This is a genomic window from Micromonospora sp. URMC 103 (genome assembly GCF_051386435.1).
Classification (GTDB): domain Bacteria; phylum Actinomycetota; class Actinomycetes; order Mycobacteriales; family Micromonosporaceae; genus Micromonospora.
Window position 1 is genome coordinate 1,774,719 of the sequence record NZ_JBPQTR010000004.1, and the last position, 23,957, is coordinate 1,798,675.

Annotated in this window: 21 protein-coding genes and 1 riboswitch; of the genes, 12 read left to right on the forward strand and 9 right to left on the reverse strand. The window is 73.4% G+C overall.

Annotated elements, in window-relative coordinates:
• Positions 1 to 9 precede the first annotated feature (9 nt).
• Together ACSNOA_RS11835 and pseB are read right to left on the reverse strand one after the other, a co-directional pair.
• On the reverse strand, positions 10 to 1,158 hold the full coding sequence (locus ACSNOA_RS11835; protein ID WP_436658384.1) for a DegT/DnrJ/EryC1/StrS family aminotransferase: 1,149 nt from the start codon (positions 1,156 to 1,158) through the stop codon (positions 10 to 12).
• A 5-nt stretch (positions 1,159 to 1,163) separates the two neighbouring features.
• Complete coding sequence (gene pseB, locus ACSNOA_RS11840; RefSeq protein WP_436658018.1) at positions 1,164 to 2,147, reverse strand: UDP-N-acetylglucosamine 4,6-dehydratase (inverting); 984 nt, start codon at positions 2,145 to 2,147, stop codon at positions 1,164 to 1,166.
• A 363-nt stretch (positions 2,148 to 2,510) separates the two neighbouring features.
• On the opposite strand from pseB, the gene ACSNOA_RS11845 reads away from it, so the two are divergent.
• On the forward strand, positions 2,511 to 4,247 hold the full coding sequence (locus tag ACSNOA_RS11845) for a hypothetical protein (RefSeq protein ID WP_436658019.1): 1,737 nt from the start codon (positions 2,511 to 2,513) through the stop codon (positions 4,245 to 4,247).
• A 90-nt stretch (positions 4,248 to 4,337) separates the two neighbouring features.
• On the opposite strand, the gene ACSNOA_RS11850 is transcribed toward ACSNOA_RS11845, so the two are convergent.
• Positions 4,338 to 4,889: a GNAT family N-acetyltransferase gene (locus tag ACSNOA_RS11850; protein ID WP_436658020.1), complete on the reverse strand. Its 552-nt coding sequence runs from the start codon at positions 4,887 to 4,889 to the stop codon at positions 4,338 to 4,340.
• Between the two features lie 59 nt (positions 4,890 to 4,948).
• Between ACSNOA_RS11850 and ACSNOA_RS11855 the strand changes: the two genes are divergently transcribed.
• The 4 genes from ACSNOA_RS11855 to ACSNOA_RS11870 all read left to right on the forward strand — a co-directional run bounded on the left by ACSNOA_RS11855 (position 4,949) and on the right by ACSNOA_RS11870 (position 7,809).
• Complete coding sequence (locus ACSNOA_RS11855) at positions 4,949 to 5,200, forward strand: acyl carrier protein (protein ID WP_167402636.1); 252 nt, start codon at positions 4,949 to 4,951, stop codon at positions 5,198 to 5,200.
• The gene (locus ACSNOA_RS11860) at positions 5,197 to 6,471 is read left to right on the forward strand and encodes an AMP-binding protein (RefSeq protein ID WP_436658021.1); all 1,275 of its coding nucleotides are present in this window, start codon (positions 5,197 to 5,199) and stop codon (positions 6,469 to 6,471) included. The genes ACSNOA_RS11855 and ACSNOA_RS11860 overlap by 4 nt, the downstream gene beginning before the upstream one ends.
• The gene (locus ACSNOA_RS11865) at positions 6,464 to 7,219 is read left to right on the forward strand and encodes an SDR family NAD(P)-dependent oxidoreductase (protein WP_436658022.1); all 756 of its coding nucleotides are present in this window, start codon (positions 6,464 to 6,466) and stop codon (positions 7,217 to 7,219) included. The genes ACSNOA_RS11860 and ACSNOA_RS11865 overlap by 8 nt, the downstream gene beginning before the upstream one ends.
• Before the next feature lie 146 nt (positions 7,220 to 7,365).
• A complete protein-coding gene (locus ACSNOA_RS11870; RefSeq protein WP_436658024.1) occupies positions 7,366 to 7,809 on the forward strand; it encodes a hypothetical protein in 444 nt (147 codons plus the stop codon).
• Here ACSNOA_RS11870 and pseI read toward each other — a convergent pair.
• The gene (gene pseI / locus ACSNOA_RS11875) at positions 7,806 to 8,858 is read right to left on the reverse strand and encodes a pseudaminic acid synthase (protein ID WP_436658385.1); all 1,053 of its coding nucleotides are present in this window, start codon (positions 8,856 to 8,858) and stop codon (positions 7,806 to 7,808) included. The two genes, ACSNOA_RS11870 and pseI, sit on opposite strands and share 4 nt — an antisense overlap.
• Before the next feature lie 133 nt (positions 8,859 to 8,991).
• Positions 8,992 to 10,146 carry a glycosyltransferase family 2 protein gene (locus ACSNOA_RS11880; RefSeq protein ID WP_436658025.1) on the reverse strand — a complete coding sequence of 385 codons (1,155 nt, stop codon included), beginning with the start codon at positions 10,144 to 10,146 and terminating at the stop codon, positions 8,992 to 8,994.
• A 232-nt stretch (positions 10,147 to 10,378) separates the two neighbouring features.
• Here ACSNOA_RS11880 and ACSNOA_RS11885 point away from each other — a divergent pair, with 232 nt between their 5' ends.
• The 5 genes from ACSNOA_RS11885 to ACSNOA_RS11905 all read left to right on the forward strand — a co-directional run bounded on the left by ACSNOA_RS11885 (position 10,379) and on the right by ACSNOA_RS11905 (position 15,514).
• Positions 10,379 to 11,590 (forward strand): acyltransferase family protein, encoded by a 1,212-nt coding sequence (locus ACSNOA_RS11885; protein ID WP_436658026.1) that lies wholly within the window; start codon positions 10,379 to 10,381, stop codon positions 11,588 to 11,590.
• 92 nt (positions 11,591 to 11,682) lie between these two features.
• Positions 11,683 to 12,096 carry a hypothetical protein gene (locus tag ACSNOA_RS11890; RefSeq protein WP_436658027.1) on the forward strand — a complete coding sequence of 138 codons (414 nt, stop codon included), beginning with the start codon at positions 11,683 to 11,685 and terminating at the stop codon, positions 12,094 to 12,096.
• Between the two features lie 139 nt (positions 12,097 to 12,235).
• Positions 12,236 to 13,003, forward strand: a complete 768-nt coding sequence (locus ACSNOA_RS11895; RefSeq protein WP_436658028.1) for a hypothetical protein — start codon at positions 12,236 to 12,238, stop codon at positions 13,001 to 13,003.
• 360 nt (positions 13,004 to 13,363) lie between these two features.
• Positions 13,364 to 13,507: riboswitch (cyclic di-AMP (ydaO/yuaA leader) on the forward strand.
• A gap of 226 nt (positions 13,508 to 13,733) precedes the next feature.
• The gene (locus tag ACSNOA_RS11900; RefSeq protein WP_436658029.1) at positions 13,734 to 14,564 is read left to right on the forward strand and encodes a C39 family peptidase; all 831 of its coding nucleotides are present in this window, start codon (positions 13,734 to 13,736) and stop codon (positions 14,562 to 14,564) included.
• 215 nt (positions 14,565 to 14,779) lie between these two features.
• Positions 14,780 to 15,514 (forward strand): alpha/beta fold hydrolase, encoded by a 735-nt coding sequence (locus ACSNOA_RS11905; protein WP_436658030.1) that lies wholly within the window; start codon positions 14,780 to 14,782, stop codon positions 15,512 to 15,514.
• 11 nt (positions 15,515 to 15,525) lie between these two features.
• On the opposite strand, the gene ACSNOA_RS11910 is transcribed toward ACSNOA_RS11905, so the two are convergent.
• The 4 genes from ACSNOA_RS11910 to ACSNOA_RS11925 all read right to left on the reverse strand — a co-directional run bounded on the left by ACSNOA_RS11910 (position 15,526) and on the right by ACSNOA_RS11925 (position 20,675).
• Entirely contained in the window at positions 15,526 to 17,241 is a 1,716-nt protein-coding gene (locus ACSNOA_RS11910; RefSeq protein WP_436658031.1) for a CDP-glycerol glycerophosphotransferase family protein, read from the reverse strand.
• A 41-nt stretch (positions 17,242 to 17,282) separates the two neighbouring features.
• The gene (locus ACSNOA_RS11915; protein WP_436658032.1) at positions 17,283 to 18,800 is read right to left on the reverse strand and encodes a D-ribitol-5-phosphate cytidylyltransferase; all 1,518 of its coding nucleotides are present in this window, start codon (positions 18,798 to 18,800) and stop codon (positions 17,283 to 17,285) included.
• 167 nt (positions 18,801 to 18,967) lie between these two features.
• A complete protein-coding gene (locus ACSNOA_RS11920) occupies positions 18,968 to 19,786 on the reverse strand; it encodes an ABC transporter ATP-binding protein (protein ID WP_436658033.1) in 819 nt (272 codons plus the stop codon).
• The gene (locus ACSNOA_RS11925) at positions 19,779 to 20,675 is read right to left on the reverse strand and encodes an ABC transporter permease (protein ID WP_436658034.1); all 897 of its coding nucleotides are present in this window, start codon (positions 20,673 to 20,675) and stop codon (positions 19,779 to 19,781) included. The genes ACSNOA_RS11920 and ACSNOA_RS11925 overlap by 8 nt, the downstream gene beginning before the upstream one ends.
• A 217-nt stretch (positions 20,676 to 20,892) precedes the next feature.
• Here ACSNOA_RS11925 and ACSNOA_RS11930 point away from each other — a divergent pair, with 217 nt between their 5' ends.
• Both ACSNOA_RS11930 and ACSNOA_RS11935 read left to right on the forward strand, forming a co-directional pair.
• Positions 20,893 to 21,492: a TetR/AcrR family transcriptional regulator gene (locus tag ACSNOA_RS11930; protein WP_436658386.1), complete on the forward strand. Its 600-nt coding sequence runs from the start codon at positions 20,893 to 20,895 to the stop codon at positions 21,490 to 21,492.
• A gap of 149 nt (positions 21,493 to 21,641) precedes the next feature.
• Positions 21,642 to 23,729: a DUF6077 domain-containing protein gene (locus tag ACSNOA_RS11935; RefSeq protein ID WP_436658035.1), complete on the forward strand. Its 2,088-nt coding sequence runs from the start codon at positions 21,642 to 21,644 to the stop codon at positions 23,727 to 23,729.
• The last annotated feature ends 228 nt before the right edge of the window (positions 23,730 to 23,957 follow it).

Sequence of the window (23,957 nt, forward strand, 5' to 3'; positions counted from 1 at the left end):
AACGTCCCATCAGACCACGGTGCGCGCCGGACGTCCGTGCAGCGCCGCGCCGAGGGCGTCGATGACGCGATCCTGGTCGGCGTCGCTCAACGTCGGGTAGAGCGGCAGCGAGAGCTGCTGGGCGTAGAACGACTCGGCCACCGGGCAGGACCCGCGCCGGTAGCCCAGATCCGCGAACGCCGGGTGCCAGTGCACCGGAATGTAGTTGACCTGCACGCCGATGCCGGCCGCGCGCATCGCGTCGTACACCTCGCGGCGACGCCCGTCGAGCACCCGGATCGGGTAGAGGTGCCAGGCCGGCTCCGCCCAGGAGCGACGGCCGGGCGTGCGCACGCCGTCCAGGTCGGCGAGCGCCTCGTCGTAGCGGGCCACCAGCTCGGCCCGGCGCGCGAGGAACGCGTCCAGCCGGCGCAGCTGGGCACGGCCCAGCGCGCACAGCACGTCCGGCAGCCGGTAGTTCAGCCCGAACTCGTGCACCTCCTGGTGCCAGCCGCCCTCGTCCGGCCAGCGCTGCTCGTCGCGGTCGCGGACCAGACCGATGTTGCGGAACCGGCGGGCCCGGCCGAGCAGGTGCGGATCCGGGGCGGCGACCGCGCCGCCCTCGCCCGTGGTGAGGTGCTTGGTCGGGAAGAAGGAGAACGTGGTGAGGTCGGCGAGGGCGCCCACCGGCCGGTCCCGGTAGGTGGCGCCGATGGAGTGGGCGGCGTCGGCCAGCAGCAGCGCGTCCGACCCGGACATGGCCGCGCGCAGCGCGTCGTAGTCGGCCGGGTGGCCCGCGTAGTCCACCGCCGAGACGACCTTCGTCCGCGCGGTCGTGGCGGCGGAAACGGCCGCCGGGTCGAGGGTCAACGTCTCCTCCTCGACGTCGGCGAACACGATCTTCGCGCCGAGCAGGGCGGCGCTGCTGGCCGTCGCCACGAACGTCATCGGCGGGACGATCACCTCGTCGCCGGGGCCCACGCCGGCCGCCGCGTACGCCACGTGCAGCGCCGCGGTGCCGTTCGAGACCGCGGCGCACTCGACGCCGCCGGTCCACTTGGCCAGGTCGGCCTCGAACCCGTCGACCTGGGGGCCGGTGGTGAGCCAGTCGGTGCGCAGCACCGCGGCGACGGCCTCGACGTCCTCCTCGGTGACCGTCTGCCGGCCGTACGGGAGCATCGCCATCACGCGGTGATGCCGAGCATGGTGCGCAGCTGCTCGACGCTGAGCCACTCGTCGTTGGTGTCCGACTGGTACGCGAAGCCGTCCGGCACCGCCTCGCAGTCGGCCGGCGGCTCGTAGCCCCAACCCGCGATGGTCGGCTGGACGATGAAGCGGTCGGCGGCGCGCAGCGTCCGGCGGCTGTCGTCCGGCGCGATCATCTCCTCGTGCAGCTTCTCGCCCGGGCGGATGCCGATCTCGTGCGTGGTGGCGTCCGGTGCGACCGCCTCGACCAGGTCGAGGATCCGCATGCTGGGGATCCGGGGCACGAACAGCTCGCCGCCGCGCATCTGGTCGAACGAGTCCATGACGAACTGCACGGCCTGGTCGAGCGTGATCCAGAAGCGGGTCATCCGCTTGTCCGTGATCGGCAGGCTCTTGCCCTCGGCGGCCAGCCGGCGGAACAGCGGGACCACCGAACCGCGGCTGCCCACGACGTTGCCGTACCGCACCACGGCGAACCGGGTCGGGTGGTGGGCGGCGTAGTGGTTGGCGGACACGAACAGCTTGTCGCCCACCAGCTTGGTGGCGCCGTACAGGTTGATGGGGCTGGACGCCTTGTCGGTCGAGAGCGCGATGACCTTCCGTACGCCCGCGTCGATCGCCGCGTCGACGACGTTCTGCGAGCCCGTGATGTTCGTGGCGATGAACTCCGACGGGTTGTACTCGGCCGTGTCCACCTGCTTGAGCGCGGCGGCGTGCACCACGTGGTCGACGCCGTGCATGGCCCGGGTCAGCCGCTGCCGGTCGCGGATGTCGCCGACGAACCAGCGCAGGCGGGGGTCGTCACCGAGCTGCTGGCGCAGCTCGTACTGCTTGAGCTCGTCGCGGGAGAACACCACCACCCGGGCCGGGTCGGCCTCGGTGAGGATGTGCCGGAGGAAGGTCCTGCCGAAGGAACCCGTTCCTCCGGTGATCAGAATGGACGATCCATTCAACTCACTCAATTTGGTGCTCCCGTATCCGTGGATGACCCGGCGGGCCTCGGCCGGCCGGCCGGAGCGGAACGCTAACCGCGGCGGGTTAACGGGCCGACGCCCGCGGGTTAACCACCGCCGCTGCTCCCGTGAATGGCCGGCACCCGTCAGGCGAACACTTGCCCCCGTGTCCGCGACGGGCTGACCAGCGGAGACGGGGCGGCTACAGTGACCCGCGCGTGCGCCCCGGGACCGCCGTTCCGGCGTCGCGCCGCCTCGTTCCACCCCGCCGGCGCCCGCCCCGACGGCGACTTCCCCCGAAGCAGACCGGCCGCTGGCCGCGCACCGGACCGCGTCCGGCGCCGGCGCGGCCCACGACCCCAGGAGGCCGAGATGGCATCCGGTACCGACGTGATGGACCGGGCCCCGGCCCCCACCCCGAGCGGGCCGGCCGACGGCGGCCGACGCCGTTGGCTCGTTCCGCTCCTGCTGGCCGTCGGCTGGCTGGTCGGCGTGGCGTGGCGGATGTGGCTGGCCCGGCACACGACCCTGCCGATCGCCCACACTGACGAGGACAGCTACCTCAACACGGCCCGGGCGCTGGCCGGCGGCCCGGGCGGCTTCAGCAGCGAGAACGAGGTGCTGCGGCGGGTGGGCTACCCCCTGCTGATCTCCCCGGCCTTCCTCGGCGACCACGACTTCACCACCAGCTACCGGCTGGTCAAGCTGATCAACGCGATGGCGAACTCGGCCCTGTTCCCCCTCGCGTACCTGCTCGCCCGCCGGCTGCCCCGGCTGGGCGTCCCGCAGGCGCTGCTGGCCGCCGCCGTCGCCGCGACCCTGCCGGCCACCGTGTTCTACGCCAACGTGGCGATGATCGACGCCGTCATGGCGCCGCTGGTCGTGGTCTGGATGCTCGCCGTGCACCGGTGGATCGGGCGGCCCGGCCCGCTCGCGGCGGCGACCGCCGGCCTGCTGGTCGGCGCGTTCCACCTGCTGCACTCCCGCGGACTGGTGATCGTGGCGGTGCACGTCGGGCTGGTGCTGCTGCTGGCCGTCCGCCGACGGATCCGGCCCCGCGACGTCGCGGTCGCGCTGCTGCCCGTGCTCGCCCTGGCCCTCGTCAACGAGGCCGTCGTCCGGCTGTTGGGGGACCGGATCTATCTGCTGGGCAGCAACCCCGGCGGCGGCACGGTGCAGGCCGTCGCGTCCGGTCAGGGCGTCGTGCGCCTGGGCGCCGCGGTGGCCACCCAGCTCTGGTACCTCGTGGTGGTGACGTTCGGCCTGGCCGGCGTCGCCTGGGCCACCGCCGTGCGGGAGCTGCGCCGGCGCGGGTCGGACGCGGCGATGCGGTGGACGCTCGGCGTCGCGCTCGTGACCACGGTGGGCGTCGCCGGAGGGGCGTCGGTCATCCTCGCGGGCGTCACCGGGAAGCCGTCCGACGCCATCTACGCCCGTTACGTGCAGATGCTCGTCCCGTTCTGGCTGCTGGTCGGGCTCGGCGTGGTCCTGGCCGCCGGGTACCGGGTGGTGCTGCGCCGGGCGGCCGTCGCGGCCGCCGTGCTCGTGCTGGGCGCCGCGGTGGTCGCCGGCCGGCTCGCGTACGTGGCCAGCCAGGGCCACTACCTGCGCTACGGCGGGTTCAGCGCTCCCGACCTCATGGCGCTCACCGGCGGCTGGCGGGAGTTCCGTCCGGTCGTGGGTGCGGTGGTGGGCCTCGTGGGCTGCCTGCTGCTGGTCGCCGTGGCGCGGGTGCCCCGGCTGCGGGTGCCGCTGCTGGTCGCGCTCGTGGTGGTGAACGTCGGCGCCATGCAGCTGATCGGCCAGCGGCTGGTGCGGCCCATGGTGGCGTGGACCGAGCCGACCCCGACGGTCGCCGACCTGGGCATCCGCCCCGGCGAGCGGGTGTACGCGTCGAACGGCGTGAACTACATCCTCCGGTTCAACCTGAGCCACCAGGTGACCTGGACCGATGTGCGGTGGTTCGGCGAGCGCCCGCCCGCCGACGCCGACGTGGTCCTCACCCGGTGGGCGCCCGGCGCCGCCGACGACTGGGACGGCGCGGCGTACGGCTTCGTCCGCCTCGGCGGGAATCCGCGTCAACACTGGGCGGCGTGGCGTCGGGGCTGACAATTCCGGCGGTATTTTCGGCGTACGGATGAACGGCGGGTGTCCGGGTGGTTAATGGCTGCCGGACACCCGCCGAAGCGTTTCCCGAAATCAGCGTCGGCGGCGATTCGCCCGGTCCAGGGAAATCGGGATGACGGTGATTTCCCGGCCGTCGGCGACCTCCGTGCGGGGCGTTCCCTCGACGAAGCGGAACCGGCGGTTCATCTGACGTACGACGGTGTTGTGCCCGAGCACCTCGCCCTCGAGCCGGTTGAGCCCCAGCTCGTCGAAGGCGTGGTCCACGGCCGCACGCATCACCCCGAGCCACGCGGGCAGCGTCTCGCCCCGCGCGGCCAGCCCGTCGGCGTCCAGGTAGAAGCCCCACGAGCCGCTCCGGGACCCGTCGTCGCGCAGGTCGAAGAACGTGACCACACCGCACGGCACGCCGTCGCGCAGGTACATGAGCACGCGCCGCGTCGGGTCCGTCCGGACCGCCGCCCACCACCGGGCGTGCTCCTCCGGGGTGATCACATGGCTGGTCTTGCTGGCCTGCCGGTTGATGTCCTGGTTACGCCAGGACAACATCAGGTTAACGTCGTCCCCGGTCGCTTCGCGCAGCACTTCTTCCCGCTTTCCCGGTCCTTTGTTTTCCGCCTGGAGCACCCTACCCGCCGGCCCCCGGGAAATGGGATGTGCATTCGCCGGCCTGTACACTCCGGCGCATGAACGAATTGAGTCGCGCGCAGATCCGCGACCTCATGGCGCAGGTGCTCAAGAACCAGGGCAAGGTGCTTCCGGACGACGACGCCGCGGACCTGCGGGAGATCGGGTTCCGCTCCCTGGACTTCTCCGAGCTCGCGCTGCGGGTCGAGGACGAGACGGGCGAGGAACTCAACTTCGACGCCCCCGGGCTGCGCCGGATCGCCACCGTCGGGGACGTCCTCGACTTCCTCGTCGAGCTCCAGCAGCAGTGACCGTCGGGACCACCGGCCCCGTCGCCGCGTCGCAGCCGCGGCCTGGCGGTGCGGGCAACCGCATCGTCGTCGGCGGCGCCGTGCTGACCTGGGAGGAGCTGCCGGATCCGGCGCTGCCCGCCCCGGCCGCCGTGCTCGCGCACAGCGCCCGGGACGCCCTCGCCGCGGCCCGGCACCACGCCGTGCACGGCACCGAGCTGCTCCTCGGCACGGACGGGCGGGTCGACGCGACGCTGCGGGCCGAGCTGCGCGACGCCGGGTTCACGCTGACCGACCTCGCGGACGGGCAGACCCAGGGCACCCCGCCGACCCGTCCGCGCGCCGCCGAGCCGGGCCGGCTCTGGCTGCTCACCTCCGGCTCCACCGGTCGGCCGAAGCGGGTCGGGCACACCCTCGGCTCGCTCACGACCGTGCGGGGCGACCAGCCGGCGCGGACGTGGCTCTGCCCGTACGCCCCCGGCACGTACGCGTGGTGGCAGGTGGTCACCCTCTCCCTCACCCAGCCCGGGCAGGACCTCGTGGTCGTCGAGCCGGACCAGCTCGACGACTGGCCGGCGCTGGCCGCCACACACGGCGTCGACGCCGCCTCCGGCACGCCGACGTTCTGGCGACGGAGCATCTACGCGGACGCCGCCGCGCTGGCGCGGGTGCCCCTGCGGCAGATCACGCTCGGGGGCGAGCCGGTCGACCAGGCGATCCTCGACCAGCTCCGGGAACTCTTCCCGGCCGCCCGGATCTCCTGGATCTACGCCTCCTCCGAGGTCGGCGCCTCCATCGTCGTGCACGACGGCCGCGCCGGGTTCCCGGTGGAATGGCTCGACCGGCCGGCGCCGGGCCGCCCGACACTCAGCGTGCGGGGCGAGGAACTCGTCATCACCTCGCCGTACCACGGCGCGGGGCTGGACGGGCCCGTGCGCACCGGCGACCGCGTGCAGGTCGTCGGCGACCGCGTGCTCATCACCGGTCGGCTCGACTCCGACGAGATCAACGTCGGCGGCAGCAAGGTCTCCGCGGGCCTCGTACGCGACGTGCTCACCGCCCACCCCGGCGTCGCCTGGGCGCGGGTGACCGGCCGCCGGGCCCCCGTGCTGGGCCGGATGGTGGTCGCCGAGGTGGTCCTGCACCCCGCGAACGGCGACGGCTCCGTGCCGCCGGACGAGGCCGCGCTCGTCCGCTGGTGCGCCGACCGGCTGCCCGAGCACGCGGTGCCCCGCCGGATCCGCGTGCTGCCCGAGATTCCCGTCAAGGAGACCCTGAAGAGCGATGTCTGACCGCGTCGAAACCCCGCTCGTCCCGCCCAGCTCCGTGGTGCTCGTCTCCGGCGGCTCCCGCGGTCTGGGTCTGGCCATCGTCACCGACCTGCTGGCGCAGGGCGTACGGGTGGCGGCCTTCGCCCGGACCGTCACGCCGGAGCTCGAGAAGCTCGCCGCCGAGCACCCCGACCGGCTCCACGTGGGCGCCGTCGACGTGACCGACCTGGCCGCCGCGCAGTCCTTCGTCCGCGAGGTGGAGGAGCGGCTCGGGCCGATCGACGGGGTCGTCAACAACGCCGCCGTGGGGCAGGACTCGCTGCACGTCCACACGGCCAACGGCGACATCGCGCGGATCATCGAGACCAACCTGACCGCGCCGTTGCAGCTCACCCGCCTCGTGATCCGCCGGATGCTCGGCAAGGGTCGGCGCGGCCGGATCGTGAACATCACCTCGATCTGCGCCCAGCGCGGCTTCCCCGGCCTGGTCGCCTACTCCGCCACGAAGGGCGGCATGGACGCGGCGACCCGGTCGCTCGCCCGGGAACTCGGCGGCCGGATGCTGGTCAACTCCGTGGCGCCCGGCTTCTTCGCCTCGGAGATGTCCGCGGTGCTCGGCCCGACCCAGCTCGACCAGATCGTCCGGCGTACCCCGACCGGGCACCTCACCGAGCCGGAGGAGGTCGTTCCCGTGGTGCGGATGCTGCTGCGGGAGCACACCAACATCAACGGCCAGGTCCTCGTGGTGGACGGTGCGGCCTCCGTCTGAGCCGGCCCGGCCCGGAGTCGGAGGCGCACGGGGCAGATGTGGCGGCAGGCGTGATGCCTGAGAGTCATAAATATGCCTCTGAGGCATCACCGCTTTGGAGACAACCGCCCCGGAGCTGCCGCGACGAGGGCGGACGGCTCGTTCCTGTGGCCGCCGTCGGGCCGCGGCCGGTGCCGGCGCTGCTGGCCGCCGCCGAGCGGCACCTCCGGGTGGGTACGCCCGCCGACCTGGCCGGCGCGGTCACCCGTAGTCACCTCGACGACGGCCGCTGCGTCGGCTGGTACGGCCCCCCTGCCCTCGGATGGCGGGTGGCCGTCGACGCCGAGCGCGCCGACGCGCCGGTGCCCGCGGCGCTGGCCCGGCGCTTCGGCACGGCCGACTTCTGGGCCCGGTGGACCCGGGCCGAGTGTCTCTGCAAGCTCGCCGACGTGCCGGTCGCGGCCTGGTGGCGGCGGCACGGCCTCAGCATCCCGCCGGACAGCGCCGCCGTCTGGCGGACGCTGCGCCTCGGCGACCTCGTGGTGACGGTGGCCTTCGCGCCGGACCCACCCCCGAGGCCGGGCCGAGGCCCGGCCTCGGCCCGGTTCTAGATCAGGTCCCAGCTGAGCGGGGTGCCGCGCGGGACGTCGACGGCGAAGGTGCGGCCGAGCACCCGGTCGATCTCCACGGGCGGCAGGCCACCCGCCGGCCGGATGGACCGGACGTTCCGCTCGGTCACCGGGTCGCCCGCGCGGACGTCCTCGACCACGAAGAGCGAGCGGCGGAAGCGCAACCCCTCCCGCTCGGCCGGCGTCGGGCCGATCGCCGTGCCGCCGAGCGCCGCGTACGCCCGCTCCGACTCGGCCACGAGCGCCGACAGCTCGTCCGGGTTCAGGGAGAAGTCCGAGTCGACGCCGCCGTCGGCCCGGTCGAGCGTCACGTGCTTCTCGATGAAGCAGGCGCCGAGCGCCACCGACGCGACCGCCACGCCGATGCCCGGCGTGTGGTCGGACAGCCCGACCGGCACGCCGAAGGCGTCGGCGAGCACCGGGATCCGGCGCAGGTTGCTGTCCTGCGGCGGGGCCGGGTACGAGGCGGTGCAGGCCAGCAGGACGATCCCGCCGGCGCCACCCTCCCGGGCGGTGCGTACCGCGGCGTCGATCTCGGCGACGGTGGCCATCCCCGTCGAGATCACCATCGGCTTGCCGGTGCTCGCCACGAGCCGGATCAGCGGCAGGTCGACCAGCTCCGACGAGGCGATCTTGTACGCCGGCACGTCCAGCGACTCCAGCAGCTCGACGGCCGTCGCGTCGAACGGGGAGGAGAAAACGGTGAGACCGTGCCGGCGGGCCCGCTCGAAGATCGGCGCGTGGAACTCGTACGGGGTGTGCGCCTTCTCGTACAGCCTGTAGAGGTTCTCCCCGCCCCACAGCTCGTGCTCTCCCGAGATGCGGAAGGCCGGGGTGTCGACGTCGATGGTGATCGTGTCCGGTCGGTACGTCTGGAGCTTGAGCGCGTGCGCGCCGCTCGCCGCCACCGCGTCGACGATGGCCAGCGCCCGGTCCAGATCACCGTTGTGGTTTCCGGACATCTCGGCGACCACGAAGGGTCGCTCGCCGGCACCGACCACGTGTGGCCCGATCTTCATTGTCGCCGTCATACCTCTGCTCACCTGCCTCCGCACCCGGGGTGCGGTCCTGCCGTCGTCGTCCCTCGTGCGGGGGAACGACCTGGAAAACCGTGGCGCCGGGAGCCGATACGGCCCCCGGCGGGGATGTCGTCGCGCATCGTCGTCACCCGGCGCCGCGGCCCGCCAGCGCGCCCTGGCGCTCGGTGTCCGCCACCCGGTCGGCCGGCCCGCCGTCGTCCCCGGAGGAACGGTCGTCGGCCGACCCGCCGGTGGCGGACGCGGGGCCCGGCGACGGACGCCGCAGCCGGCCGGCCACCCGGTGGGCCTGGCGCAGCGCGGCGTACGCCACGTAGTCGTTGCGCCCCACGAGCCGGTGCTTCAGGCCGGCGACACCGGCCGGCAGCGGGTAGCCGCCGGCCGGACGGTACCGGCGGTAGTGCTCGGCGACGCGCGCGAAGAAGGCCCGCCGCAGGTGCGGGTGCAGCCGGTCGTCGTTGCCCACCACCACGAGGTAGTGGTTCACCATGAGTTGGAACAGCTCGGCGTGCAGGTGCTCGTCCGGGTACCGGCTGCGCACCCACTCCATGAGCCGCTCGTACTGGTCGAAGGCGTCGAAGTGCCGGCCGCTGCGCGTGGAGGTGATGGCGCCCTGCCGGCCCTGGCGGTAGAGGTAGCAGACCCGGTCGAGCACCGAGATCTTCTCCGCGCCGATGAGCAGCGGGTGGCTGAAGGGGATGTCCTCGTACCAGCCGGGGTAGAAGCGCAGCCCCAGCTCGTCCATGAAGGCCCGGCGGACCACCTTGTTCCAGGCGGTGTGCTGCACCCGCAGCAGGTGGGGTTGGTCGGCCAGGCGGACGACTCCCGACACCCCGTGGAGCAGGTGGCTGCTCGCGTCGACCTCGCGCCGGCCGTCCTCGTGCACCCGCAGGTGGTCGAGCATCAACACGTCCGGCTCGTGCTGGCGCAACCGGTCCAGCACGGCGGGGATCGTGCCCGGCGGCAGCCAGTCGTCGCTGTCGACGAACCAGACGTACCGGCCGCCGGCCACGTCGAGCCCCGCGTTGCGGGCCAGGCCCAGGCCGACGTTGGTGGTCAGGTGCACGGTCCGCACCCCGGACCGGCCGGCGGCGTACGACCGCAGCATGTCCCCGCAGCGGTCCGGTGAGGCGTCGTCGACCGCGATCAGCTCGACGGCGTCCGCGTCGCCCGCCGGGATGTCGGCCCGGATCGACTCGAGGCACTGGTAGAGGTACGCCTCGACGCCGTACACGGGCACGACGATGCTGAGCAGCGGTGGTTGCGACGGCTCATTGACCACCACGCCACTTTTGTCCCCCCGGGTGGCCGGCCCTGGAACCGCACGTGGCCGGCGGAGGTGAAGTCCCTGAACAGCGGCGGAGCGCAAGGTTAACGGCGCGCGTCGCCCGCGGGCCGGGGGATCGGCGTGCGCGAAGCGGTTTCGGGTAGGGTGCCCCGATACGGCCTGCCGGCCGCCACGTCGATGGATGCCGAGGAGGAGGCCTGGTGCTGGTGATCCCGTGGAGTGCGACGTGACGGGCGCCCCCACGGCGGCACCACCCGCACCACCGGCGCCGGCGGCCGTCGTCGCCCGGCTGCCCTCGTTGACCGGGCTGCGCTGGATCGCCGCGCTGCTGGTCTTCGGGTTCCACGCGGGCACCATGCGCATCATCGCGGAACCCGACTACCAGCACGTCGTCGGCAAGGTCTTCAGCCTCGGTCTGTCCGGGGTGGAGTTCTTCTTCATCCTCAGCGGGTTCGTGCTGGTGTGGTCGGCCCGACCCGGTGACACCCGGTGGCGGTTCTGGCGGCGCCGGTTCGCGAAGATCTGGCCGAACCACGCGCTGCTCTGGGCCCTCGCGCTGCTGGCCGCGTTCTGGTTCGCCGACCCGGTGCGGCTCGACGTCGCCGTGGAGAACCTCCTCCTGCTCCAGGCGTGGGACCCGCGGGAGGGAGCCTTCTACAGCGTCAACACCGTGAGCTGGTCGCTGTCCTGCGAGTTCTTCTTCTACCTCTGCCTGCCGCTCGCGATGCCCCTGCTCCGTCGGGCCCGGCCGTGGATGCTGTGGGCCGTCGTGGTCGCGGTGCCGCTGCTGATCCTGGCGCTCTGGCCGGCGCAGGCGCTGGTGCCGGCGGAGAACCGCTGGTGGTTCACCCAGGTCTTCCCGCTGACCCGGTCGTTCGAGTTCTGGATGGGCGTGGCCGCCGCGGAACTGATGCGCCGCGGACGCTGGCGGGGGCCGGGGCTTCTGTCGGCCAGCGTCACCTTCGTCGTCGTCTGGGTGGCGGCCGCCGGGTGGATCCGCGCCGAGTTCTGGGCCGCGCTGCTGTCGGTCGCGTACCTCCTCGTCATCACCGCGGCGGCCGACGCGGACGTGCGTGGCCGGCGCTCCCCGTGGCGGTCGCGTCCTCTCGTCTGGCTCGGCGAGGTGTCGTTCGCCTTCTACCTGGTGCACGTGTTCGTCGCGACGACCGTGCTGCGGTTGACCGGCGACTGGGGGACCGGCCTGCCGGGTTGGCAGGGGCCCGCCGCGGTGTTCGGACTCCTGCTGGCCAACCTGGCGCTGGCCGGGCTGCTGCACCGCTGGGTGGAGAGGCCCATGATGCGCCTGCTCGGCCCGCGCCGGTCCGGCCCGGCCGCCGCCGTGGCGCCCACCGTTCCGCGGCCCCGACCGGCGGCCGACGGGGACGAGGGGGAGGCGGCACGCGCCGCTGACCGTCACGCCTACGTCGACTCCCGCTGAGACCGTCCGCTCTGGCCGGTGCGGTCGGCGCGGCATGTCCGACACGCCCGGCATCGATGCGTTCGGGCCACTGTGGCGGTAGCGTTTGTCGCGTGCTTCCCGTCGCGCTCACCTGTCCCCTGTGGTGGGTCGCGCGGTGGGCCGCCCGGCTGTTGACCAGCCTCGGGCTCCTCGGCTCGCTCGCCCTCCCCGCGGCCGCCGCCGCGCCGCTCGGCGCTCCCGCTGCCGGCGTCGACACGTCCGTCGACCTGCACACCGCGCTCGGTCGGCTCGGCGACCCGGGCCGGCTCGTCGTGGTCGCGCACGTCACGGCGCCCGACCGGGCGGTTCTCGTCGGCGCCACGACCGACCCGCACCGGTCGTTCGACGACTCGGTGCCGCTCGACGCTGTCGTGCCCGGCGCGTCGGCGCGTGTCGCCGGTGACGCCGTCACCGGGCCCGAGCCCGATGTGCCGCCGGCGTCCCTTCCGGCCGCCTCGGCCCCCCGCGCTCCGCCGGGCGCCTGAACGTCGCCGGCGGGAACGGCCTCCCGCCCCACCGCACCTCGATCCTGCTTCCGCACCCGCCGCCGCACTTCTGTGGTCCCGACCACGCTCCGGCCGGTCGTGCGGTCCCTGTCGCATCCGCTGCCCGTGAGGTGCCGCCATGGAGAAGACCGTCCTCTACCAGTTCCTCGTCGAGGTGCCACAGGCCGCCGCCATCTGGTCGGGCCTGCTGGTGCTGGCCCTCGTCGTGCTCACCGTGCTGGTCGCCCGCCCCGAACGCGACCGCCCCGAGGACGACGCGGCCCCCGCCGTCCCCTCCGACCGCGAACTCGCCGCCGCCGAGGCCGCCGACCTGCGCCGGTACGCGGAGGAGGTGGCCGTCGCGGCGGCCGGCGCAGCGCAGACCGCCCGCCGCCGCCGCGGCGAGTGGCTGTCCGCCCAGACGGACCTGGAGCGGGCCTGGGCCGCGTACGACGAGGCGGAGACCGCCGCCCGACGGTTCGCCGGGGCGGGTAGCCTGTCCACGCCCCGTACGCCCCGCACACCCGCCGAGTACGCCGCCCGGGAGCGGCACCTGCACCGCGCGGCCGCGGCGGCGCACTGGCGGGGCGAGCTGACCCTGCACCAGCTCGGCGAGGTGTTCGGTCACCGCAACGGCTGGGACCCGCGGCTGCACCCGGTCGAGCAGGAGGTGCGACTGACCCGGGTCGTCCGGGACACGCGGCTGGCCGACTACCGGGCCGCCCAGGAGCGGGAGCGTGCGGCCTGGCGCGACGCCGAACTCGCCGCGGACGCGGCGCGGGCCCTCTCCGCCGAGGCGTACGCGGCCCGGGCCCGGCTGCGGCCGATCCGGGTGCCGGCCGCCGTGCCCGCGGCCGAGCCCCGCCCGGCCACCGCGCCTCGCTGGCGCCCGGCCCGGGTGGGCTGAGCCGGCTCACCGTCGATCCCGGGCTCGGCAGCCGAGTTGGTCAAAGGCTCGGGGAGGAAGCCCACCGCGCTTCCGGTGCGGAATGTTCCGTGAGCCCCGTCACAGCGCCACCGAAACGGTCAGGAGGGACAGCCCGCCACAATTCCTCGGGCCGATCGGGTGCCTTCCCGCCCCGCTGTCCCGTTGTGTCCCGGGGGCGCCGACGGAAACGCTCGTCCCATTGAGTCACGTCAGTGGCGCTACGACCGGAAAAAAACGCGCTCGGAGCAGGTTTATGCAGGTGGGGAGGGGTTGGCAGGCCCGGTACCGACCAGTACTGTCGGCCCGTCCGGTGCGGTAACCGATCGCAAGAGGCGACGCCGCGCCGACCCGCTCAATCGTGACCATCACGAGCCGGGGACCCACGTGCACGTCCGGGGTGAATCCGCGAGCCACGGCCCGCGGTAGGGCGATCTTCCCGCCCGAATCCGTCAGCTAACCCGGTAGGCGGTGTCGGAAGGAGTTCCATCCTCGTGCAGCACCACCCCACCCCTCGGCCCTCTCCGCCCCTCCACGGCACCGCGGTGCCCGCTCCCGCCCGTCCCGTAGCGACGAGCTGAGCCCGGCACCCGCGTCTTCCCGCCCGGCCCGCCGGGCGATCCCCTGAGCGCCGCACCGCCCGCGGACGACCTCCGCGCGGTGACGCCTGCCCGGATCCGGGCGCGCTCTCCCCCTGAACCGTGGAGGAACTGTGAAGCACACCCTGAAGCGTCAGCTCCGCCGGCTGGCCTCCCAGCGCCCGTACCAGATCGCCGCCGCCTCCGCCGCGGCCCTGACGCTGGCCACCGGCGCCGGCGCCCTGATCAGCGCCACCGACGACGCACCCGCCGGGCGGGCCTCCGCCGCTGTCGCGGAGCTGCGCAGCGACACGGGCGTCGCGTCCCGAGGCGAGGAGCGGACCGCCCCGTCGCCCAGCGACGCGCCCGAGACCGGTGCCCCGTCGTCCCCGAGCGCGTCCCCGGCGGCCAAGAAGACCGCGGACCCCGACCTGACCCGCAAGCCGGCGCCCAAGCCGCCGGCCAGCAAGGTCCTCGACTACGACTACCAGGCGCAGACGACCTACTTCTACTGCGGCCCGGCCGCCACCCGCAACGCGCTGAGCGCCAGCGGCATCGAGCGGAGCCAGGACGCCCTCGCCGCGCAGCTCGGCACCACCGAGATGGGCACCAACTCCGCCGAGGACACCACCCGCGTGCTGAACGCCGTGGTCAAGGGCAGCCCGTACCGGACCCGGATGTTCCCCGACGCGCCGAGCCCCGCCCAGATGGACCAGCTCCAGGCCGACGTGGTGCGGGCCATCACCGACGGGCGCGGCGTGGTGGCCAACATCGTGGGCGACGCCACGGACGTCGACGGCGGCTGGCACTCGTTCTCCGGCGGGCACTACATCGCCGTGGTCGGCTACCGGGACAACGGCCGGACCGTGAAGATCGCCGACTCGGCCAACCCGGCCGTGCCGTCGTACTGGATCACCACGATCGACCTGGCGAACTGGATCACCACCCGCGGCTACTCCGCCTGATCAACCGCGTTACCGTCGGGCGCCGGCTCCCGGAGGGGCCGGCGCCCGCGGCGTTGGTGCCCCGGCGTCAGTACGTGACGAAGCCGTACCGGCCCGCGGGACTGTCCGCGGGCGTTCTGCCCGGCTCGGACGCCGGACTCCACAGTGGCCACCGCCGTGCCGTCCCGGCCGGTCGGCCGCTCGTGCGCGGTCGTGTCCCGTGGCAGACTGCGCGCATGGTGGATGCCCCGGGTGGCCGACCGGTCCTGCTGCTCCTGCACGGCATGGGCGCGACCGGCGACGTCTGGGCGCCCTGGGCCCCGCTGATCGAGAGCCGCTGGGCGGGGCGCTGGCTGGCACCGGACCTGGCCGGGCACGGCGGCGCGCCGCCGCTGCCCGCGTACTCCTTCGCGGCGCTCGCCGAGCGCGTGGCCGCCGCGCTCGCGCCGAACGACCGGCTCGTGGTGCTGGGGCACTCGCTCGGCGGCGTGGTGGGGCTGGCCCTGGCCGCCCGCGCCGGCGGGCCGCCCGTGGCCGCGGTCGTGGGGCTCGGCATCAAGGCCGTCTGGTCCCCGGCGGAGCTGGCCAGAGCGCGCGAGCTGGCCGGCCGCCCCGTCACCTGGTTTCCGAGCCGGGACGAGGCCGCCCACCGCTACCTGCGGGTCTCCGGCCTTTCCGGCCTGCTCGCCCCGGACCACCCGGCGGTCGACGCCGGCCTGCGCGAGGTCGACGGGCGGTGGCGGCTCGCCATGGACCCGGCGGCGTTCGCGGTGGGCGAGCCCGCCCTGCCGTCGCTGATTTCCGCCACCGACGTGCCCGTGCTGCTGGCCCGTGGCGAACACGACCCCATGGTCACCGACGCGCAGCTCAAGGAGCTGGGCGTGCCGGTGGCCACGCTGCCGGGGCTCGGGCACAACGCCCACGTGGAGGACCCGGAGGCGGTGCTGGCGCTCGTGGACGCCTACCGCTGACCGGTCGACGGTCAGGCGGTGGGGGAGAGCGGGGCGGTGCCCGGCTCGACCGGGCGGCCGACGCGCGGCGCGACCGGGTCCCAGCCCGGCGCCAGCTCCCGGCGGGCGGCGTCGAGGAACGCCTCGGCGTACGTCTCGACGGGGAAGTCCCCGAGGTAGCGCCGCCGGGTCGACCAGCGCTCCGGCGCCAGCGGGTCGGCGCCGAGCAGCCGGTCGAGCACCTCGTCGAGGTTGGCCATGTCGCGCCGCAGCACGTAGCCGGCCGTGGCGAGCGGGAACCGTTCGGTGAACGCCTCCCCGTCGCCGCCCATGTCCGTGACCGCGAACGGCTTGCTCGAGTAGAGGTAGTCCGAGATCACCCCGGAGACGTCGGAGACCAGCGCGTCGGAGCGGTTCACACACTCCACGAGGCTCAGGTCGCGGCTGGCCGCCGTGCCCCAGAGATGCTGCCGGCCGGTCCGGGCGCGGTCGGCCGCCAGCAACTCGGTGAGCCGGCCGAGCTGCCGCGCCGAGGCGGGGTTCTGCGTGGTGTACGGGTGGGCCCGCAGGATCACCGTGGCCCCCCGGTCGAGCAGCCCGCGTAGCAGCGGCTCGGCGACCGGCAGGGAGCAGTAGTCGGCGTCCGCGTGGTGTCCCGTCCACGTCGGCGTGTAGAGCACGGTGCGCGGCGCGCCGGCGGGCAGCGGCTCCGGACGCACGGCGATCGACTCCACCTGCGGGCGGCCGACCACCACGAACTTCTCCGCCGGGATGTCCACCCCGGCCCGCGCGTACCGCTCGATCGCCGCGGGCCCGGCCACGAAGATCCGGTCGAAGATCGCGGACACCGGGTTGGCGCTCGGCGCCTTGTCGCTGTCGCCGTGGTGCAGCTGGATGTGGGTGAGCTGACTGAACCGGATGCAGTGGCTGTTCTTGGCGCCGTGGTTGACGTAGAACGCCACCTTGAGGCTCGGCACCAGCACCTCGTCCATGGCCCGCAGGGTGGGGCAGTAGACCACGGGCGCCGTGGTGGCCGCCGCGACCGGGGCCAGGAACTCCGGCTCACGCAGCAGCACGAGGAACGGCCGGCCGATCCGCTCGAGGTACGGCAGCCACATGGTGACCTGGTACTCCGAGCCCGGCGGGGCGGAGAAGTAGAGCAGGAACTCCGGTTGGTGGGCCCGCACCGCCCGGCCCACGGCCCCGCCCCCGGCGGGGGGCCGGAAGCGCCGCCGGGCCAGGTCCAGCGCGACCGCCGCGGCGCCCGCGCCGACCAGCAGCGCCGCGACCAGCGCCACCCACGCCGGCAGGGTGGCCGCGGCGGCCAACGCCACCACGGCCAGCAGCCCGAGCAGGGCCTCGCCGAGGTGGGTGGCGGCCAGCGGCGTCCACGACCGCACCCGCAGGTTCGCGGCCCGGGTCTCCAGGTTTCCGGCCTGCCGCAGCGGCCCCACGAGCAGGACGAGCCCGAGCAGCAGCAACGCGGTGACCGCGAGCGCGGGGTCGAACCCGTCGTCGAGCCGGCGGGCGTACCCGACCAGGACGGCCGCGGCGATCAGCGTCGTCTCGGCCGCGGTGTCCGCGCCCGGACGGATCCGCCGCTCCACGGCCGCCGCGCCGAGGGCCGCCACCGCGAGCGCCAGCCCCCAGCCGGTCGCGCCGGTCAGCGCTGCGAGGAGGAAGGCCAGCACGGCCAGTCCGATGCTCAGGCACCGGGCGATCAGCTTCCGGACGAGGTCCCCACGCATGTCGCTCCGATCATCGCCGTCCCGGTCAGGCTCCGGCCGTTTCAGCCGGCGGTCGCCGCGGACGCGGCCGCGGTGGCGCCGGCCTGGGCGGGCACCGCCGGCGACGGCGCCTGCGGGGTCTCGCCCGGTGCCCGGCGTACGTCGATGACCTGCCCGGTGAGCTCCGAGATCAGCACGTCCAGCGAGGCCTGGGCCACCGCCTCGGCCGAGAGCAGCGTGTGCTCCGGCTCCTCGCCGAAGGCGCGGGTGCGCATCGGGGTGGCGGTCCGCTCCGGGTTGATGCAGTTGACCCGTACGCCGGACTCCGCCCACTCGTCGGCGAGCGCCTGCGTGAGGTTGACGAGCGCGGCCTTGGTGGCCGAGTAGAGCGCGTAGCGCGCGCGACCCCGCGTGTACGAGCTGGAGGTGTAGAGCAGCAGCTGGCCCTTGGTCTGCTGGAGGTACGGCAGGGCGTGGCGGGCCACCGTGACGGGGCCGACGAAGTTGACCTGGAGGACCCGGTCCACGGTCTCGTCGTCCATCTCGGTGAGGGTGCCGCGCTCCAGGATGCCGGCGGTGACGACCACGTGGTCGATCCGGCCGGTCGCCTCGAAGGCGGTCTTCAGGGCGGCCTCGACGTCCTCGGGGCGCTCCACGTGCGTGCCCGTGCTGCTGCGGCTGAACGGGAAGACCTGCGCGCCGTGGCGGCGGGCCAGCTCGGCGAGGTCGTGGCCGATGCCGTAGCTGCCGCCGAAGATCACCAACGTGCGGCCGGTCAGCTCCTCGCGGTAGCTGCGGTGGTCGGCCAGGCGGGGCGGCTGCGCGGCCGCCAGCTGGAAGAGCTTGTCGGCCAGGTGGACGTCGACCGGGTGGGTGACCTTGATGTTCTCGTCCGAGCCCTCGATGACCTTGATCGGCGTGCCGGGCAGGTAGCGCAGCACCACGCCGCAGTCGTCGGTGGCCGCGAAGTTCGGGTCGCCCTCGGCGAGCCGGTAGGCCTCGCGGATCGTCCCGGAGCGGAAGGCCTGCGGCGTCTGGCCGCGGCGCAGGGAGGAACGCACCGGGATGTCGGTGATGCAGTCGTCCGCGTCCACCTGGATGATCGTGTCGGCGGACGGGATGGCCACGTCGACGGCGCAGTACGTCCACAGCGCGTTCACGCACTCGCGGACGATCCGGTTGCTCACGAGGGGCCGCACCGCGTCGTGGAAGAGGATGTTGCAGTCGTCCTCGCCGACCGCGTCGAGCGCGATGCGGGTGGTGGCGTTGCGGGTGTCGCCGCCCTCCAGGACCTTGCTGACCTTGCGGAAGCCCGCCTTGTCGACGATCTGCTGTGCCTCGTCGACGTGCCCGGAGGCCATCAACACGATGATCTCGTCGATCTCCGGGGCCGACTCGAAGACGGCGAGGGTGTGCTCGATGATCGGCTTACCGGCGATCTTCAGCAGCTGCTTGGGGATGCCGAGGCCCAGCCGCGTCCCCGTGCCGCCGGCCAGCACCACGGCCACTGTCCGCGCGGGCCGCCACGGTGCCGGGATCTCCGGTGCGGCGTCCGGGCCAGTGGTGTGGTCCTGCGTCATTGCCGATCCTCACTTCCGGGGGTGGTGAACGAGAGGTTCCGCCCAGGCGGCGCCGGGATGAACCTTAACGCGCGAATCGATTCACCCCAACGGCGGCGGCGGGCCGGACGGCACCGTGTCGGTGCCGCGGGCCCGCCGCCGCATCGATGACGCTGGTCGTCGCCAGGTCACTTGCCGTTCGCGAACGCCTCGTACGCCCGGATCACCTCGTCGGTCGGCCCGTCCATGCGCAGCACGCCCGATTCCAGCCAGATCGTCCGCTCGCACGTGTCGCGGATCGAGCTGAGCTGGTGGCTGACCAGGAACACGGTGCCGGCGCTCTCCCGCAGCTCGCGCACCCGCTGCTCGCTGCGCTTGCGGAAGCCCTTGTCGCCGGTCGCGAGCGCCTCGTCGATGAGCAGCACGTCGTGCTTCTTGGCCGCCGCGATGGAGAAGCGCAGCCGCGCCGCCATGCCGGAGGAGTAGGTGCGCATGGGCAGCGAGGCGAAGTCGCCACGCTCGTTGATGCCGGAGAACTCGATGATGCCGGGGGCCTCCCGCTGCACCTCGGCGGGGGACATGCCCATCGCGAGGCACCCGAGCGTCACGTTCCGCTCGCCGGAGAGGTCGTTGAGCAGGGCCGCGTTCACCCCGAGCAGCGAGGGCTGGCCCTGCGTGTAGACCGCGCCCCGGTTCACCGGGAGCAGGCCGGCGATCGCGCGCAGCAGGGTGGACTTGCCGGAACCGTTGCTGCCGATCAGCCCGATCGCCTCGCCCCGGTACGCCGTGAAGGTGACCCCCTTCACGGCGTGCACCTCGCGGATCTCCGGGGCGGCGGTGCGGGTGACGAGCCGGCGCAGCGCCGCCACCGGGCTGGTCCCGCCGCCCGCGCCCTTGTGCACCCGGTAGATCACGTGCGCGTCATCCACCACCACGGTGGGGATGCGCTCCTGCACGCGAGGCAGCGTGAGCGTCGAGTCGCTCGACGTCTCGTACTGGTCAACCACGGCCGTACTCCTGTTCGCCGCGCCAGAAGTAGAAGAAACCCCCAACACCCATCACGATCGCCCACGCCACCGCGACCAGCCAGAGCTGGGGCAGGGACGAGTTGAGCACCGGCGCGTTCTCCAGCAACGCCACCCGGGCCAGCTCGATGTAGACAAGCATCGGGTTGAACTCGACCAGCCGGCTCGCCCAGCCGGGAAGGTTGTCCTCGAAGAGCGTCACGCTGTAGAGCACGCCGGAGCCGTACATCCAGGCCCGCATGACGAACGGCATGACCTGGCGCAGGTCGGAGGCCTTCGCGCCCATCCGCGCGACCGCCATCGTGAGGCCGGCGTTGAAGACCGTCTGGAGGAGGACGGCCGGCACGAGGATCAGCCAGCCGAACGTGATCGGCTCGCCGGTCAGAAGCACGATGGCGAGCAGCACCACGATCGAGCCGAGGAGCTGCTGGAACTGGGTGACGGTGACCGCGAGCGGCAGGCAGGCGCGGGGGAAGTGCAGCGCCCGGATGAGGCCCAGGTTGCTGCTGATCGCCGTGGTGCCGTTCTGCGCGGCCGTCTGCGTGAAGTTGAAGATGAACAGACCGGTGCACAGGTACGCGATGAAGTTCGGGGTGCGGCTCTGCTCCAGCACGAGACCGAAGATCAGGTAGTAGACGGCCGCGTTGGTGAGCGGGGTGAGCAGCTGCCAGAGCTGCCCGAGCCGCGCGTTGCTGAACGAGGCGACCAGCTTGGCGTTCGCGTACGTGGCCGTGAAGTGCCGGTAGTGCCAGAGTCGCCGGCTGTACTCGGCCAGGGACGGCGGCTGGTCGGCGACCCGCAGTCCGTAGCGGGCGGCCAGCTGCGCCTGGGTGAGGCCGGAGTCGGGGTCGGCCAGCGCGGTGTTGGCCATGGGTGTGGGCGCTCCGATCTTTCGGGTCGGCTGTGATGCGCGACGATGGTCTCAGACGTGGCCACTGCGGGGGAGCGCCGCCTCGTCGCTGCGTGGACAGTAGTCCGAAACACGTCGGGACGCAACCGTATCGTCGTTGCGTTACCCTGGTGCCCGTGACGTGCGGAAAGAGCCCCAGGTGACGACAGAAAAGCGACGGACCCCGGCCGGTGCGGCGGTGCTCCGCGACGACATCACCACGGCCATCCGCCGCGCGCTGATGCAGGAGCTGGCCGCCGTCGGCTACGGGCGGCTGTCCATCGAGGCGGTGGCCCGCCGTGCCGGCGTGAGCAAGACCGCGATCTACCGCCGGTGGAGTTCCAAGACCGATCTCGTGCTGGAGATCGTCGGGGCCGCCGCCCACGGCAAGCTGCCGGCGCTGGACACCGGCAGCCTCCGGGGCGACCTCGCGCTGCTGTACCAGGTGGTGGCGCACGCGTTGCGCCACCCGCTCGCCTCGCAGATCATCCCCGACCTGCTCGCCGAGGCCGCCCGCAATCCGGCCATCGACGAGACCCTCCAGCGGCTGCTCCGGGCACGGCAGCAGGAGATCGGCGGCCAGTTGGTCGTGCGGGCCGTCCGCCGCGGCGAGCTGCCGGCGGACACCGACCCCGAGGCGGCCGTCGACCTCATCGTCGGGCCGATCTACTGGCGGCTCGCCATCGCCCGCACCCCGCTCACCGACAGCTACCTGGACGCCCTCGTCGAGTCCGTCGCGGCGGGCCTCGGCGCGGCGGGCGCCCTGCCCCGGCCGCGGGCGGAGCCGCTGCCCGGTTGACCGTCGGCGCCACGACACCAGGTTCCGCCGGATCCCGACAACCAGGGCTTGCCGCTACTCTGCATGCCAGATCGGAGCGGACCGGCCGCCCGCCCGCCGGCTGGCGCAGGTCACCGCCACCCTCGTCCACACAACGACAAGGACTTCCCGTGTCGAACGTCGACCAAGTCGCCGTCGCCCCGCCCCGACCGGCTCCCGCGGCGGGCGCCAGGACCGAACGTCCCCGGCCGGACGTGCCGGGCCGGCTCCGGTCCCTGATCGCCGCGGCCCCGGCCCTGCTCACCGACGCCGGCGTGCTGGCCTTCGCGCTCTGGACCGTGCTCTACCACCTTGCCTTCCTGTTCGGCCTGGCTCCGTCGACGACCTTCCTGGTCTGGGTGGCCGGTTGCGCCGCCGCCTTCGCCGGGTGGCTGTGGTGGCGCCGGCGGTCCGGCCCGGAGTTCCCCGCTGCCCCGGCTGAGGGGGACGCCACCGCGCCCGCGCCCGCGGCGTACCCGCGTGCGCTGCTCGCCACGGTCCTCGGCGCGGGCGCGCTGGCCGCCGTCACGGCCGGGCTCACCGTCGTCAAGGACGGTCCCGGCCAGGGCATACCGTGGTGGATCCCGGGCGGCTGCGGCGCGGTCGCCGCGGTGGCGGCGCTGCTCCTCGCCCGGAAGCGCTGGCTCACCACCGCGATCGGGGCCGCGCCGGCCGCCGCCGCGACGCCGCTGTCCTCCGCGTACGCGCTCCTGGTCGCCGTGTCGGCCGCGATCTCCGGCCTCTTCTTCGCCCGCAACTCCGTCGACGATGCCTTCTTCATCGGCAAGTCGGTCTGGGTGGCGGAACGCGACGAGGTGCCGCTGCGGGACTTCCTCTTCACCGATGGCGTCGCCCCCGCGATGAACTCCCAGCCGCCGGTGCCCTCGATCGAGGTCTTCTACGGCGCCTTCGCCCACGTGTTCGGCCTGCACGCCGCCTCCGCCACCTGGTACCTCGTCACCCCCGTGATGGCCGTGCTGGCGGTGCTGGCCCTGTGGCGCCTGGTGCACCGCTGGGCGCCGCGGCGGGCCGCGCTGGCCTTCACCGTGGCCGTGGCCTATCTCTATCTGGTGGCTGGCGAGGACGCGGCGCTGGGCACCTTCCACCTGACGCGGCTGCACCAGGGCAAGACCATGTTCGTGGCCGCGGTGGTGCCGCTGATGTGGCTCTACCTCACGGAGTGGTTCGACTCGCGTTCCAGGCGCGGGCTCGTCCTCATCGCCGCGCTGTCCATCGTGGCCACCGGCCTCACCACGACCTCGGCCATCATTCTTCCCCTGCTGGTGGGCGGCGCGGCGTTCGCGATGATGGTGGTCGGCCGGTGGCGGGACGGTCTCCTCGCCGGCGTGGCGGCTCTGGTCTACCCGATCGGCGCGACGATCTGGTCGCGGCTCAACGCCGGTCCGATCACCGAGACCGCTGCCGCGGCCTTCTACGACGCCGAGACGACGTACCGGCGCACCATCCTGGCCGGCGTGCTGGGCGTGATCGGCGGCCTCGCGCTCTGGCTCGGCCCGATGATCGCCCGCAAGCGGACGCCCCAGCTGTTGGTGGCGGGCGGCACCCTGGCGATGAGCGTGCTGCTGCTCCCCGGCGTGCTCGAATTGATCAACAGTTTGACCGGCATCGGCGTGGTGCTCTGGCGGGTGCCGTGGATGTTTGCCCTCACCGCGCTGGTCGGCATCCTGTGCACCGTCGACCTGCCACGCCTGCGCGCCGTCGGCAGCGCTGCGCTCGCGGTGGCGTTGGTGGCCTGCTTCGCCTTCTTCGGGACACCGATGTGGTCACCCAAGAGCTACGTGGAGGTGCACGGCGAGCCGGTCTGGAAGGTGCCCCAGACGCGCAAGGCGGTCGTCTTCTGGATGACCCGACTCGACCGGCCCGACGGTGTGGTGCTGGCTCCTTCGACCCTGATGCACACCGCCCCGATGGTGACCAGCAGGATGCGCGTGGTCAGCCCCAACGACCGCTACCTGCCGGACTACGACATGACCTCGCCCTTTGTGCAGGACCGGCTGAAGCTGGTGGCGCTCGCCAACGGCAGCGCGAAGCTGGCGCCGGTGCCCGAGCTCACCGCGGCGATCGAGCGGCTCGATGTCACCACCATCTGTGTCTGGTCGAGCAACCAGGTGGCGCGGGACCTCGCGCCGCAGCTGGGCTTCGAGGAGTTTGCCAAGCGCAAGCGGCCGGGGGCGGTCACCTGCTTCCGACGCGGTTGAGAGACGGCGCGAGACCCGGCGTACCCGCACCCGTCCCCGGGGCGGGTCGGTACGCCGGCCGTGCGGGAGGCCGCGAGGTTTGACCGGAAATGGCATCGATACCCGAGGGACACCCTGATGTCCCCTCGCGTTAAGGTCGCAGCTGCGCCCACTCAGGCGGGAGACCCGGGTCGTCTCCGTGACACACTGCAATTCGGGAGTTCACACATGGGACGAGGCCAGCCGGCA

What these genes read in the sequence shown, in the direction of transcription:
- ACSNOA_RS11835 (WP_436658384.1), bottom strand. Translation starts at nt 1,158, where the DNA reads ATGCTCCCGTACGGCCGGCAGACGGTCACCGAGGAGGACGTCGAGGCC.
- ACSNOA_RS11845 (WP_436658019.1), top strand. Translation starts at nt 2,511, where the DNA reads ATGGCATCCGGTACCGACGTGATGGACCGGGCCCCGGCCCCCACCCCG.
- ACSNOA_RS11855 (WP_167402636.1), top strand. Translation starts at nt 4,949, where the DNA reads ATGAACGAATTGAGTCGCGCGCAGATCCGCGACCTCATGGCGCAGGTG.
- ACSNOA_RS11865 (WP_436658022.1), top strand. Translation starts at nt 6,464, where the DNA reads ATGTCTGACCGCGTCGAAACCCCGCTCGTCCCGCCCAGCTCCGTGGTG.
- pseI (WP_436658385.1), bottom strand. Translation starts at nt 8,858, where the DNA reads ATGACGGCGACAATGAAGATCGGGCCACACGTGGTCGGTGCCGGCGAG.
- ACSNOA_RS11895 (WP_436658028.1), top strand. Translation starts at nt 12,236, where the DNA reads ATGGAGAAGACCGTCCTCTACCAGTTCCTCGTCGAGGTGCCACAGGCC.
- ACSNOA_RS11905 (WP_436658030.1), top strand. Translation starts at nt 14,780, where the DNA reads ATGGTGGATGCCCCGGGTGGCCGACCGGTCCTGCTGCTCCTGCACGGC.
- ACSNOA_RS11910 (WP_436658031.1), bottom strand. Translation starts at nt 17,241, where the DNA reads ATGCGTGGGGACCTCGTCCGGAAGCTGATCGCCCGGTGCCTGAGCATC.
- ACSNOA_RS11915 (WP_436658032.1), bottom strand. Translation starts at nt 18,800, where the DNA reads ATGACGCAGGACCACACCACTGGCCCGGACGCCGCACCGGAGATCCCG.
- ACSNOA_RS11925 (WP_436658034.1), bottom strand. Translation starts at nt 20,675, where the DNA reads ATGGCCAACACCGCGCTGGCCGACCCCGACTCCGGCCTCACCCAGGCG.